The sequence below is a fragment of the Erysipelothrix amsterdamensis genome, from assembly GCF_940143175.1.
In the GTDB taxonomy this organism is placed as follows: domain Bacteria; phylum Bacillota_I; class Bacilli_A; order Erysipelotrichales; family Erysipelotrichaceae; genus Erysipelothrix; species Erysipelothrix amsterdamensis.
This window is the reverse complement of the sequence record NZ_OW659496.1, coordinates 1,243,981-1,258,265: the sequence shown is the minus strand read 5'-3', so window position 1 is coordinate 1,258,265 and position 14,285 is coordinate 1,243,981. Positions and strand designations below refer to the sequence as shown.

Sequence of the window (14,285 nt, the reverse complement as noted above, 5' to 3'; positions counted from 1 at the left end):
GAAGTACAGATGAAGAAATTGAGTAAATTGATTTTGGTATCATTGTTAGCGCTTACTTTATTCGGATGCTCATCAAAAGGTGGAGCAGAAGGAAATGCTAATGAAGGTGGAAAGACATACAACATCGGAGTTGCAATCTATAAATTCGATGATAACTTCATGACTCTATATCGTGAAGAACTTGCATCATACTTTAAAGAAGTAGGGGAAAAAGATGGAAATACTTACAAACTTGATATTCAAGATGGTAAGCAAGACCAAGCAAACCAAACAGAGCAAATTAATAACTTTATCGCTCAAGGTAAAGATTTAATTATCGCAAACATGGTTGACCCTACCGCAGCAGGTTCAATTATCAATTCAGCAAAAGCAAAAGACATTCCAGTTGTATTTATTAACCGCGAACCAGAAACACAAGAATTAGAAATCTGGCCAGGAAAAACAACTTATGTTGGAGCTGATGCAACACAATCAGGAACTATCCAAGGTTACATGATTGCAAACCTTGAAAACAAAGGTGACATCGATGGCGATGGATCTGTAAGCTACATTACTTTAATGGGTGACCCTGCAAACGTTGATGCAAAACAACGTACAGAGTTCTCAGTTAAAGGTCTTGAAGAAAAAGGCGTTAAAACAAATGCTTTAGCTCAACCTTACCAAGCAAACTGGGATACAGCTAAAGGACAAGAATTTACAGCAAACGCTTTAGAACAATTTGGTAATAAATTAGAAGTAGTATTTGCAAATAATGATGGTATGGCAGTTGGTGCTGTTACAGCAATCGAAGCTGCAGGACGTAAAGTCGGCGAAGACATCTTTGTAGTTGGTGTTGATGCGATTCCGGATGCGATCGAACTTCTAAAAGGTGGTAAGTTAACTGGGACAGTTCTAAATGACCACTTTAACCAATCACATACAGCAGTTGATGTAGCTCTTGAATTATTACAAGGTAAAGATGTTTCAGCTTACTACTGGCATGATTATGTTGGGGTAACTAAACCTGAAGAAGCAGAACTTAAACGCGCAGAAGCTCGTAAAGAAACTGTAGAAGAAGCAGTAAAACGTTACGCAGAACGTGACGCTCAATAATTTAAAAATACGTTAATGTTTAATCTCAAGTGTGCTTAACGGCACACTTGAATATTTATAAGGATAGGAAGGTGACAGACATGAGCGAATACATCCTAGAAATGAAAGATATTAATAAAACATTCCCTGGGGTTAAAGCATTAGACCATGTCAATTTACGATTAAAACCGGGTACAGTTCATGCACTAATGGGTGAAAATGGAGCTGGAAAATCAACGTTGATGAAATGTTTATATGGGATCTATCACAGAGACTCTGGATCAGTAATCTTTAATGGTAATGAGGTCGAATTTAAAGATGCAAAGGAAGCCATTGATTCAGGAATTTCAATGATTCATCAAGAATTACAACCAATTCGGATGATGACTGTTGGGGAGAATATTTTCTTAGGAAATTACCCAATGACTAAGTTTAAAACAGTTGATCATAAGAAAATGTATGAAGAAACAGATCGTTTATTAAAAGAGGTTGGATTGGATGTGGAGCCAACAACCTTACTTAATGAACTGACCGTTTCGCAAATGCAGTCAATTGAAATTGCAAAAGCAATTTCACATAACGCGAAAGTTGTAATTATGGATGAGCCAACATCGTCATTAACTGCTACAGAAGTGGAGAAACTGTTCGCAATTATTGACAAACTTACCAAAAAAGGAATCGCAATCGTTTATATATCTCACAAGATGGATGAAATTTTAAGGATTTCGGATGAAATTACAATCATGCGGGATGGTTGTTATGTTGGTACATGGCCAGCAAGTGAGATGACCAATGATTCCATTATCAAGAATATGGTTGGACGTGAGTTGAAAAGTTTGTTCCCACCAAAGACAAACGAACCGACTGAAGAAGTTGTCTTACGCGTTGAGAATTTAACGTCACCAAATCCATTATCATTTAAAGAGTGTTACTTTGAATTAAAACGTGGTGAAATCTTGGGGGTAGGGGGGCTCGTAGGAGCTCAGCGTACCGAACTTATGGAAGCAATTTACGGTATGCGTGCCATTGATCACGGTATTGTGAAATTGGGTGATAAACAACTTGTTGTTAATCGTCCGCAAGATGCAATCCGAAATGGTATTGCACTTGTTACTGAAGACCGACGCGGTAATGGGATCTTTGGTGTCTTATCCGTATCGGATAACGTTGCCATTGCATCCATTGATCAGTATATTCATAAGGGTCTTTTAGATGATAAAAAAATAGGCGAAGTTGTAGATAGTAGTATTGATCGATTAAACATTAAAACTGCAAGCAAGAAAACGCATATTGAAAATTTATCTGGCGGGAACCAACAAAAAGTAATCTTATCGCGTTGGTTAGCCAACAATCCTGACATTCTGATTTTAGATGAACCAACACGTGGAATTGATGTTGGAGCAAAATTTGAGATTTACCAAATTATTAATGAATTAGCTGCTGAAGGGAAAAGTATCATTATGATTTCTTCTGAAATGGCTGAGTTATTAGGGGTCTCAGATCGTATTATGGTTATGTGCGAGGGTCGTGTTTCAGGCTTCTTAGATAAAAAAGAAGCAACACAAGAAAGTGTTATGACGCTTGCAACGAAGTTTATGGAATAAGGGAGAAAAATTATGACAACGCATTTATTTGAAAAAAAAGATAAAAAATTCGATCTTAAAGATTTTTTAACAAATTACTCTATGTATATCGTGGTTGCGGTTATGATTCTGTTTACAGGTATTACGCAAGATAACTTCTTTACCGTAGGTAACGTTTCTAACATTTTAGCGAATACATCAGTACGCTTTATTATTGCTTTAGGTGTTTCGGGAACTTTAATCATTCGCGGAACGGACTTATCTGCAGGACGTATTGTGGGTCTATCAGCTTTAATCACAGGAACACTGGTTCAAAAACCAGACTTTATTGGAAAGTTCTTTCCAAATGTTCCAGATATGCCTTTATTTGTACCATTGCTTATCGTACTTGTTGTATGTACTGTATTTGGAATGATTAACGGTCTTATTGTTGCCTATCTAAATGTTCCACCGTTTTTAGCAACACTTGGCACTCAAATTATGATTTATGGTATCAACATGCTTTACGGTCAAAATAAACCTATCGGTACATTTAAAGATGAGTTTATTCAAATTGGACAAGGTAAAATATTTGGAGCAATTCCATACCTAACGATTATTGCAATCTTTGTGGGTATCTTAATGTGGATCTTGTTTAATAAAACAAAACATGGTAAATACATGTATGCAATTGGTGGGAATGAAAATGCAGCTGAAGTTTCAGGTGTTAACGTTCGTCGCTCTAAAGTACGTATCTTTGCACTTGCAGGATTCCTCTACGGATTAGCAGGTTATTTATTATCCGCTAAAACTGGTTCAGTTGGACCTTCTGCTGGACAAGGTTATGAACTTGAAGCGATTGCTTCCGCAACAATTGGTGGTGTATCAACTGCCGGTGGACAAGGTACGGTTCCAGGTATTCTTCTTGGGGTATTTGTTTTCGAACTCTTGAAAGTATGTCTATCCTATTTAGGGGTATCACCGGACATGACAAACGTAATCCAAGGTGTTGTTATTATTATTGCCGTTGCACTTGATATCCGTAAGACGACTCGTAAGAAATAATTATGGAAAAACAACTAGCACAACAATTTGAAACCGTATTTGGTGTAAGCCATGAATTTGAGTTCTTTGCACCAGGTCGTATTAATTTAATTGGAGAACATATTGACTATAGCGGCGGTTCTGTGTTCCCTTGTGCGATTACATACGGTACGTATGCGCTTGTTCGTAAGCGTAACGATAAACAACTCAATCTTTATTCAACAAATTTTGAAAATTTAGGCATCATTACTTCAGAAGTAGACCAACTTGTTTACGATGAAAAAGATGATTGGGCTAATTATCCAAAGGGTGTTATTAAGATGTTTGAGTTGGAAGGTCATGTATGTGACTTTGGATTGGATATTCTCTATTACGGAAATATTCCGAATGGAGCGGGTCTTTCAAGCTCTGCTTCAATTGAAGTTTTAACGGCTTGGATTGTTAATAAACTGTTTCATTTCAATGAAGATATGATTACATGTGTTAAATTATCACAAAAAGCAGAGAATCAATTTATTGGTGTTAATTGTGGTATTATGGATCAATTTGCTGTGGGGATGGGACAAAAAGATCATGCAATTTTATTAAATACAAATACGCTTGCTTATGAATATGTTCCTGTAGAACTTGGGGATGCATCCATTGTTATTGCGAATACGAATAAACGTCGTGGATTAGCGGATTCTGCTTATAATGAACGCAGAGCTCAATGCGAAAAAGCACTTGCTATTCTTAAAGAGGAATATAATATTGAACACCTCTGTGATCTCTCCTTGGATCAATTGATGGCAAAAGAATCGCTTTTTGAAGATAAAGTGGTGTATCGTCGTGCTTATCATGCAGTAAGTGAAAACGAACGAACAAAACGTGCTTCAGAAGTGCTAAAATCGGGTGATATTAATGCTTTCGGATTGCTCATGAATGAAAGCCATCAATCACTACGCGATGATTATGAAGTAACGGGTATTGAACTTGATACACTTGTGGAAAGTGCATGGAGTCAAACAGGAACGATCGGTGCTCGTGTTACGGGTGCTGGATTTGGTGGATGTGCGATTGCGATTGTTGAGAATCAACACGTTGATGCATTCATTAAAAATGTCGGCAAGCAATATGCTGATAAAATTGGATATGAAGCAACATTCTATGTTGCGTCGGTTGGTGAAGGCACACATCAAATTAAATAAAGAAAAGGATGTGGCCTCACATCCTTTTCGACATTCATAAAGGGGAAATAGTATGTTAAATGTGAAACAGGTGATGACACACCAACAAAACGTCAAGGAGATTACTTTACAAACAAATGAAGCTGAAGTTAAAGTCTTAACGCTTGGAGGTACCATAACCTCTTTTAAGTTAACTGGTGATATGAATGTGGTAACGTCATATATGAATTATGAGGATTACCTCAATAATACGGTTTATCTTGGATCCAGTGTGGGACCTTTGGCGGGCAGAACGCGAGAGGGTGTTATTACTCTAAATGATACGACTCTGCATTTAAGTCAGAATAATGGTTCCGCGCATTTACATGGAGGATATGAGGGCTTATCTTCTCGCAATTTAACGATTAAAAGTCTTTATGACGATGATGAACCCATTGTTGTACTTGAAGGAGATTTTAATCATGAACGTGATGGGTATCCCGGTAATGTTCGCTATGAGATCATCTATCGTTTAGAGGGTTCATCATTATCAATTAGCTATACTGCAACGCCTTCATGTTCCATGCCTCTAAATCTTACAAATCATATGTATTTTGATTTGTTGGGTCATGGGGATTTGTCACAGCATCATCTTCTTGTTGATGCGGATCGTGTAGCCTATCTTGATGAAGATTTATGTACGGACGGTACATTTATTGATGTTACGGATACAGTTTTTGATTTGCGAAGTAATCCCTCACTTGAGTCCGTTTTACAAGGCTACCATCCACAATTTGATAACACGCGTCATCTTGACCACAATTATCAATTAAACGGTGACAAGCGTGTTTTATTGTCGGCTATGAACAAATCCTTGCTTATTGAAACATCATGTCCGGCAGTTCAAATCTATTTTGCAAATTATTTCGATGAGAGTTTTAAAAATGGTCAAGGTCAATTTGCGTGGAATCATTCAGCCATCGCAATTGAGCCTGAATTTTTACCAGGAGCTCGTGTTCCTTGGTATTCAGAAGAAAACCCATACTCAGAAGTCACAACCTATACATTAAAAAAATAAGAGAAGGCTTAAGCCTTCTCTTTTTAGTGTTTTCTAATTTCCTTTCGCTTCACAAGCCCATCCATCTCGGTCACGGTCAAGTGGTAATCTGTATGCTTCATGATCACTCCCAACACCCCTTTGGTAGACTTTTCGAAGTTCGGTACAGTTCTTATAATATTCTGATTTTACCTCAGATCTTGCAACCACATGATTTACGGATTCTACAGCAGGTGTCGCTTGTATCGTAGGGGTTACAGGAATGGGTTTTGTCCCTTTAACCCAAATTGCATCCGTTTTAAGTTGAAGGTTTTTTTCGGAAATGATGGATTCTTTATAGAGACTATCATCACGATACACCAATTGTTTACGTGTCTCATCAATCCCAATCTTCCCAACTTGCTTTTGATAACTTTCAGATTCAAGTAAGGAATCATCTGTTTCTTCGATATTCTTAAACGGGGTTTCATTGAGTACGACTTTCTCTTCAGTATGCATCGCATACCATTTTGCTTCAACACGTGTGTCTTTCACCAATTTTAAATGGGTGATGTTGTTACCTTGATCATCATACCAACCCTTAAAACTTCCTTGCTCAACATCTTTAAAATCGGATTCGCTCGGTAATCTGACTTCAGTGTTTTTAGAATTAGTGTATAGAAATGGTTCTCGGAGTGCTTGTCCATTTTCTTCGAGCGTTAAACTGTAAACGCGATTTGCATCCATAGAATACGCTCCAAGGGCACCAACTCCAAGGCTTAAAACAAGTGCGATAGTTTTCTTTGGTGTAAACCAATTTGGTTTACGTTGAGGCTCCTGCTCTAATTGTTCGTTATTTTTTTCGATAGATTCATGGTCTCGACGAAACCACTTCTTTTTACTTACTCTCAATTTTTGTGATGAATCACTGATTGATTTCTTTCTTTTTCTTAACATAATACCCTCCCAATACTCTGATATTAGCATAATTAAATAAGAAAACAATCCTTCTCTTAAAGAACATTAAAATCATGAAGCGGGTGCTCTTTTAAACGCCAAATCGAAGTACAATTCCACGCTTGAATTTGAAAGATTGTGGTAAGATAGAGGTAGAAAAGAGTGATAGTGTGAAAATAGTCCATATAGCAGATTTACATATTGGTCGAAGACTGAATGACTTCAGTCTTATTGATGATCAGCGGTACGTTCTAAACCAAATTATTGAAAGCTTAGATAACATCAAACCGGATGTTTTAATTATTGCAGGGGATGTCTATGACAAAGCAAATCCAAGTGCAGAAGCATTTGAAGTTTGGGATGATTTTTTGACGCAATTATCCCATCGTCGCATTCATGTTTTAATCATTTCAGGGAATCACGATTCTCAAGAGCGTCTGGGTGTTGGTCGTGCTCTTTTCGAAGAACACGATATTTATTTAGCGTCTCATTATACAGGTTCTATTCCGGTTGTGACACTTAAGGATGATTTCGGACCTGTTCATTTTCACATGATTCCTTATATAAAACCGTCCATGGTGCGAAACTGCCATCCTGAGTTTACAGGGACGACGTTCCAAGAAGCATTTGAGTTTATCTTTCAAGATTTAAAGATCAATCAAAAGGATCGTAATGTCGCGATTGCACACCAATTTGTAATTGGTAATGGAACAACACCAATTTTATCAGATTCAGAAATTGGACCTTCGGTAGGAGGTTTGGATGCGATTGATGCGTCTTTATTTAAAGCATTTGATTATGTAGCGCTCGGTCACATTCATCGACCTCAAGCGATTGGACGCGATTCGATTCGTTACGCAGGATCACCGTTAAAATATTCGTTCTCTGAATGGATGCATAAAAAACAATTAATCGTTATCAATCTTGATAAGGATGTTTCGATATCGTTTATGGATATGAAGCCATTGCGGGATGTACGGATTCTTAAAGGTCCATTACAAGAACTTTATGAAATAGGTAAAAAGGATATTACTGAAGATTATATTCATGCAATCTTGACCGATGATATTATTCAAGAGGATGCACTTCATAAATTAAGAAGTGTTTATCTAAATCTCGTAAGTTTGGATTTTGATAATGCACGTACTTCTTCAGAGACATCGTTATCACGAGCTTCTGAAATTTTAGAACAAAAGCCGTATGATCTTTTTAATGCTTTTTTCACGACACTTAATGGGCGCGATTTTAATCAAGAGGAATCTGAAATTGTGAGCGCGATGATCGACGAAATTCAGGAGGAAAATTTATGAAACCGATACTTCTTTCGATGCGTGCATTCGGTCCCTATTTTGAAGAAACGACGGTGGATTTTACCCAATTTCATCAAGGGTTATTTTTAATAACTGGAGATACTGGAGCAGGTAAAACGACATTGTTTGATGCGATTTCGTTTGCACTTTATGATGTAGCCAGTGGAAGTCAACGTCAGTCGGATTCTCTTCGCAGTGATTATGCGGATGCATCTGTGGAAACGTATGTGGATCTAAGCTTCAGTCATAGAAATGAGACCTATCGAATTGTTCGCAAACCCCGTTATGAGCGCTTAAAAGCGCGTGGTGAAGGAACGACAGTCCAAAACGCAAGTGTACAATTGTATCTCCCTAATGGTCAAGAACTTGATGATATTAAAATGGTTAATGCGAAAATAATCGAGATTGTGGGCTTGGATGCTCAACAATTTAAACAAGTCGTGATGATTGCGCAAGGGGAATTTCTAGAACTTCTAAATGCCTCGAGCACTAAGCGATCGGATATATTTCGAACCCTTTTTGACACACGATTTTATCTTAAACTGCAAGATAAACTGAAACAGAAAAATTTAGAACTCAAGCGTGAATTAGAGCAAACGAAACAGGAAGTAAAGAGTGTTTTAGTAGGCTTACCCAATCTTGAAGAAGGCATCGAATACACAGGTTTTAATTTAGAAGATGTCTATAGTGATTTAAAAGTTAAACATGGTGTAATGGTAAACAAACATACAGATTATCTTAGCGATCAAAAAAACCTAAACAAGAAGCGTGATGTGATTCTTGAATCAATGAAAGCATGGGAAACGTACCAACATACACTTAATCTACTTAAAGAAAAAGAACACGAATTGGCGCAGCTTTTAAATCAAAAAGATCATTACGAATTGCTTCGAAAAAACCTCGAAACGCAAACTCTTATCTTTAATAAGTTGATGCCCTTACATAAAGAATTAGAAGCAAAGAAACTAAAATACTCAACAATCGAGCGTCGATATCAAGACATTCAAGCGAAAAATATAAACATTCAAGAACGATTCGTTGCAATTAAGACACGATATTTAAATCGAAATGAACGGATGAACCAGCTTGAACATGCAAAGCGCCAAGCAGAACAATACCAAAAAATGTTACCGCAATATGAGACCCTGAAGTCCACAAAAGTAACATACAACTCGGTAATTAAGCGTCTAGATGAACTAAAGTTACAAAAAGTGAAGATTGCAGAGGAATTAGCAAAACAAGAAGAACTCAAAACAACGCTTGAAATGCTTAGAGATCGTTCTTATGGGATCGAGAAAGAAAAAATCGTTCAAGAGCATCAATTAGAAACCTATCTGAGTCAACGTGAGCAACTTCTAAAACGAATCGAATCCTTTGATACAAAACGAGAGTTAGAAGTGCTTTTGATGAAAGAGCAGGATTCTTTTAAAATGGCTGAAAAAGAATACATTAACGCCAACGAACAGCTTATTCAACATGAATTACGATATTACAAAGAACAAGCAGGATTGTTAGCACAAAGTCTTGAAGATGATCATGCATGTCCAGTTTGTGGATCGTTGGAGCATCCACATCCCGCGTTACTTATGGATTCAGTTTTAACCTACGACCAAATACAGGAATTAAAGCAAGAAGTGTTTAAGAAACAAGAGGTCCAACAGAACCAAGCGCAAACTTGCCATGTGATTAACACAAAGATCACAAATCTTAATGAATTCATTAAAGAAGATGATGAGAATGCGACTCGAGTAGAATTCAATGAGATTTTAATTAAAATTCAAGATTTGAAATCATTGATGGAATTAAAACGTGTTGAGCATGAGACATTAAATTCGAAGATAAAATCAATGCACGAACAGCAACAAAACATGGAGTTATTAAAGAAAAATCTTGATGAACTTAACGAATCTATGAAGCAAGAACATATGCGTCATGCAGCTCTAGAATCTGAAATCAAGATGATTCAATCTAATTTAGAGTTTGATAGTATAGAAGTATTGATAGCGAAAATCGAGCCACTTCATCATCAAATTAAAGAGATGGAAGCGAAAGAACAACAAGATTTAGAGTTGTATCAATCAACATCAACAGAGCTTGAACAAATCAAAACACAAGAAAGTGAGATCGCTAAACAACTCAAAACAGAAGAAAATGAGTATCAACTTAAACAGCAACAACTTCTTGATCTCTGTAATCAATACAATCTTGATATCCATGAGATTGAGTGGGAAACGGTAAACGAAATAACACTACAAAACGAAGCTTCAATTTTAAAAACTTATGATGAGCGCATGATACAAATTCGTTCTGAAATCAATCAATTAAAAGTTCAACGTGAAACGAAACCACCTCATACATTAGAATACTTATCTGAGGCGAAGCAAGAAATTGAAAGATCGATCGTCTCGCTTAATAAGACGGTGCAAGCCGCTTCAACAAACATAACTACACTGGAATCTGTCTTAAGACGTTTAGAGACGATCCAAAAGAATAGTTTGACGATGGAACGTCAAGGGGCAATTATGGACGGTCTTTCAAAAACCGCGAATGGAGATTTAAGCGGTAAACAAAAGATTGCATTAGAACATTACGTTCAATCGGCTTATTTTGATTACATTGTGGAAGAAGCCAATAAGCGTTTTACACCGATGACTTCAAATCGATATGTTCTTTTACGACAAGAAAAAGCTGAAAGGCTCAACACAAAGTCGGGCTTGGATTTGGATGTTTACGATCAATATACTGGGAAGATTAGGTCCGTTAAATCGTTATCCGGTGGGGAATCGTTTAAAGCTTCGTTATCCCTCGCTTTAGGCTTATCTGATGTAGTTCAACGCTTCTCAGGCTCAGTACGCGTAGATGCGCTCTTTATCGATGAAGGATTTGGAACCTTGGATGAAGCCTCACTTCAACAGGCTATGAAGTCTTTAACAGATCTGGCGGGCACTGCGGAATATGTCGGAATCATCTCTCATGTACCAGAGTTGAAAACACTTATAGAACAGCAAATTATTATTACTAAGACAGAAAAAGGCAGTACAATTCAGACACGTGTGCTTTAAGCCACCTGTCTTTTTTTATTGACAAATTATAGAGAGTAGGATAATATCTAAATGCGAAACGTTTGCAACTAGAGGAGGGAACCTATGAAAAATGATCGTTCAACTGCATATCGAAATCTTAAATCACCCAATCTTAAAACACGAAAACGAGCACTAAAGATTATTAAACACTATCGAAAGAAGGGAAAATAAGTATGAAAAAAGGAATTCATCCAGAATATCGAAATGTAGTATTTATGGATATCAACACGCAAGCTCAATTTATTATTGGTTCAACGATTAAAACTGATAAAACGATAACACTTGAGGATGGTACCGTGATGCCACTTGTGAATCTTGATAGCTCTTCAACATCGCATCCGTTTTATACGGGAAAACAACGTGAGGCACGTGTTGAGGGTCAAATTGCGAAATTTAATCGCAAGTTTAACGCGAAGTAATAAAAAAGCCCTTATCTTTTAAAAGATAAGGGCTATTGTTTTTAATCCAATGGCGTCCAAACAAATTTCTTAACAATTGCGGTGGTAATAAGGTATAGACCTACGATTCCAAGAACATATGTCAGATGGTTTAAACTTAAGATTTGAAGTTCAATTGACTTAGCAAGCGGTGTTAGAACGAAGATCAAGGTAATAATGACAGCAAGTGTCGATACACCAACCAAAATTGATGCAGGTTTGTTTTTGAATGAGAACGGCTTTTTAGCACGAATTACAAAGATAATGAGTGCTTGAGATAAGATTCCGAATGTGAACCAGAATGTTTGAAATAAGGTAGCTTGTTCGGCTGTATTCACGCCTAGAACATACCATAACACGATAAAGCACATAATATCAAAGACAGAACTTAAAGGTCCAAATACAGACATAAAGTGAACCAATCGTTCTGATTCAAGCTTGCGAGGTTTATCGAGATCTGAGTCATCACAGTTATCGAATGGAATTCCAGTTTGGGCAAGATCACTGAGTAAATTTTGAACAAGAATATGAACAGGTAATAGTGGTAAGAATGGCAAGAACACACTTGCTACAATTACGGAAATCATATTCCCAACATTACCACTTACAGCCATTTCGAGATACTTAATCATATTTACAATGGTCTTACGGCCTTCCATAATTCCTTTTTCTAAAACAGTTAAGTCTTTTTTCAGAAGAATGATGTCAGCACTCTCTTTAGCGATATCTACAGCAGTATCAACCGAGATACCAACATCAGCTTGTTTTAGTGCAAGCGCGTCGTTAATGCCGTCGCCTAAGAAACCAACGGTATGATTATTCGCTTGGAATGCTTCTACAATACGTTGTTTTTGTACAGGGGATATTTTAGCAAAGAGGTGACAGGATTCAACAACGGATTGAAGCTGTTCATCACTCATTTCTTCAATATCTTTACCCATATAAGTTACTTCAGTATCAATACCAACTTTACTACATACTTTTTTAGCAACGCCTAAACTATCACCAGTGATAACTACAACATCAACACCATGACGGTTTAAACTTTCAATTGTTGGTTTGGCACTTTCTTTAGGTGGATCAAGGAAACCGATGAAACCGATTAGAACCAAATCTTTCTCATCTTCGACACCAAACTCATGATCTGTAGGCAATTCATTTTTCTGAGCAACAGCAATCATACGCAAACCGTCATTATTATGTTGCATATATACATCCATTGCTTCTTCACGCGTTTCATCGTCAAGTGGAAATACTTTTCCATCTCGGTCAATGTGTGAACATAATTTCATAATTTCTTCAACAGCACCTTTTGTAATGAGCTGTTTTTTATCGTTACTATCTTCCAAAATAACACTCATTCGACGGCGTGCAAAGTCAAAAGGAATCTCATCAACAATTGTGTAATAGTTTACAAGGTCATCCATATTGTAACTTGTTGCACGTTCAATAATAGCGAGGTCAATCAAGTTTTTGAGTCCGCTTTGGAAATAAGAGTTCAGATAAGCATGACGTAATACACGCATGTCATCTTCACCGGTTGTATCCATGTAGCGTTCTAAAATAATATCATCTTGAGTTATCGTCCCCGTTTTATCGGTACATAATACATCCATCTCACCAAATGATGAAATTGAACTTTGTGATTTTACGATCGTTTGATGCTTTGACATGTTGATGGCACCACGTGCCAAGCCACTGCTCAATACAACGGGTAACATTTCTGGTGTTAATCCAACGGCAACAGTAAGTGCAAAAACAAAAGATTCAATTGGATTTGCTTTAAACACCCAGTTAATGATGAAAATAGCGGGTAACATGATTAGCATTAATTTCATGAGTAAGCGACTTACTGTCGAAATACTGCTCTCAAAACTGTTTGGACGTTTCGAATTCTTTAATGATCGATTCATTTGTCCAAGATAGGTATCGCTCCCAGTACGAATTACAACTGCACGAGCTGTACCGGAAACAACGTTAGTTCCCATTAAACATAAGTTCGTGTAATCACTGTCTGCGTCCATTTGAGACTCATCAAACTTTACAAACTTCTCGATGGGTTGTGATTCACCAGTTAATGTGGCTTGTGATATAAATAAGTCTTTTGCGGATATTACACGCATATCAGCTGGAATGATGTCTCCGGCAGAAAGCCGTACAACATCACCTAAGACCAAATCATCAATTGGAATTTCAATAAACTGACCATCACGTAGTGCTGCCGTTGTATTTGACACCATATTTAAGAGTTTCTCGCTGGCCGCACTTGAGCGTTCATCCTGAATAAATGAAATTAGCGTCGAAATTATAATGATAATCGCTAAAATCGAAATGGTTAAATAATCTTTTTCCTGTGTTAATAAAATATCTGTAATAAATGTAATTACAATAACTACCATCAATACTAAGTTAAATGGATTAATTAAAACATTAACGAATCCAATAAGAGGGTTTTTCTTCTTTTGAGGTTTGATCACATTTGGACCAAATTCTTCGAGCTTTTCCTCTGCTCGATTGGATGTATAACCCTCCGGAGATGCATCCAATTGTTCAAACAAATCTTCTTGATTAAGTTGAAGTGTTTGAATTAGCTCTTTTTTCATTTCTGACATAGTTATAAACTCCCTTCATACTGTCTTG

11 protein-coding genes are annotated in these 14,285 nt (G+C 37.0%); 9 read left to right on the top strand and 2 right to left on the bottom strand.

Annotation, left to right across the window (positions count from 1 at the left end; all coding sequences use genetic code 11):
• The first annotated feature begins 9 nt into the window (after nt 1-9).
• The 5 genes from NMG63_RS05885 (at nt 10) to NMG63_RS05865 (ending at nt 5,900) form a co-directional block, all read left to right on the top strand.
• Nucleotides 10-1,092, top strand: a complete 1,083-nt coding sequence (locus NMG63_RS05885; RefSeq protein ID WP_254006660.1) for a galactose ABC transporter substrate-binding protein — start codon at nt 10-12, stop codon at nt 1,090-1,092.
• 80 nt (nt 1,093-1,172) lie between these two features.
• On the top strand, nt 1,173-2,675 hold the full coding sequence (locus NMG63_RS05880; protein WP_254006659.1) for a sugar ABC transporter ATP-binding protein: 1,503 nt from the start codon (nt 1,173-1,175) through the stop codon (nt 2,673-2,675).
• 12 nt (nt 2,676-2,687) lie between these two features.
• Nucleotides 2,688-3,698, top strand: a complete 1,011-nt coding sequence (locus NMG63_RS05875) for a galactose/methyl galactoside ABC transporter permease MglC (protein ID WP_123171321.1) — start codon at nt 2,688-2,690, stop codon at nt 3,696-3,698.
• A 2-nt stretch (nt 3,699-3,700) separates the two neighbouring features.
• Entirely contained in the window at nt 3,701-4,864 is a 1,164-nt protein-coding gene (locus NMG63_RS05870) for a galactokinase (protein WP_254006658.1), read from the top strand.
• A 52-nt stretch (nt 4,865-4,916) separates the two neighbouring features.
• Nucleotides 4,917-5,900: an aldose epimerase family protein gene (locus tag NMG63_RS05865; RefSeq protein WP_254006657.1), complete on the top strand. Its 984-nt coding sequence runs from the start codon at nt 4,917-4,919 to the stop codon at nt 5,898-5,900.
• A 33-nt stretch (nt 5,901-5,933) separates the two neighbouring features.
• Here NMG63_RS05865 and NMG63_RS05860 read toward each other — a convergent pair whose 3' ends face one another.
• Nucleotides 5,934-6,815, bottom strand: coding sequence for an excalibur calcium-binding domain-containing protein (locus tag NMG63_RS05860; protein ID WP_254006656.1), 882 nt, complete (start codon nt 6,813-6,815; stop codon nt 5,934-5,936).
• A gap of 170 nt (nt 6,816-6,985) precedes the next feature.
• Here NMG63_RS05860 and NMG63_RS05855 point away from each other — a divergent pair, with 170 nt between their 5' ends.
• From NMG63_RS05855 to NMG63_RS05840, 4 genes are all read left to right on the top strand, one after another.
• Nucleotides 6,986-8,125, top strand: coding sequence for an exonuclease SbcCD subunit D (locus NMG63_RS05855; RefSeq protein ID WP_254006655.1), 1,140 nt, complete (start codon nt 6,986-6,988; stop codon nt 8,123-8,125).
• Complete coding sequence (locus tag NMG63_RS05850) at nt 8,122-11,187, top strand: AAA family ATPase (RefSeq protein ID WP_254006654.1); 3,066 nt, start codon at nt 8,122-8,124, stop codon at nt 11,185-11,187. The genes NMG63_RS05855 and NMG63_RS05850 overlap by 4 nt, the downstream gene beginning before the upstream one ends.
• A gap of 84 nt (nt 11,188-11,271) precedes the next feature.
• Entirely contained in the window at nt 11,272-11,379 is a 108-nt protein-coding gene (locus NMG63_RS05845; RefSeq protein ID WP_254006653.1) for a putative metal homeostasis protein, read from the top strand.
• A 2-nt stretch (nt 11,380-11,381) separates the two neighbouring features.
• Complete coding sequence (locus tag NMG63_RS05840; RefSeq protein WP_254006652.1) at nt 11,382-11,627, top strand: type B 50S ribosomal protein L31; 246 nt, start codon at nt 11,382-11,384, stop codon at nt 11,625-11,627.
• Nucleotides 11,628-11,668: 41 nt separating this feature from the next.
• Here NMG63_RS05840 and mgtA read toward each other — a convergent pair whose 3' ends face one another.
• Nucleotides 11,669-14,257 carry a magnesium-translocating P-type ATPase gene (mgtA, locus tag NMG63_RS05835; RefSeq protein ID WP_254006651.1) on the bottom strand — a complete coding sequence of 863 codons (2,589 nt, stop codon included), beginning with the start codon at nt 14,255-14,257 and terminating at the stop codon, nt 11,669-11,671.
• Nucleotides 14,258-14,285 lie beyond the last annotated feature (28 nt).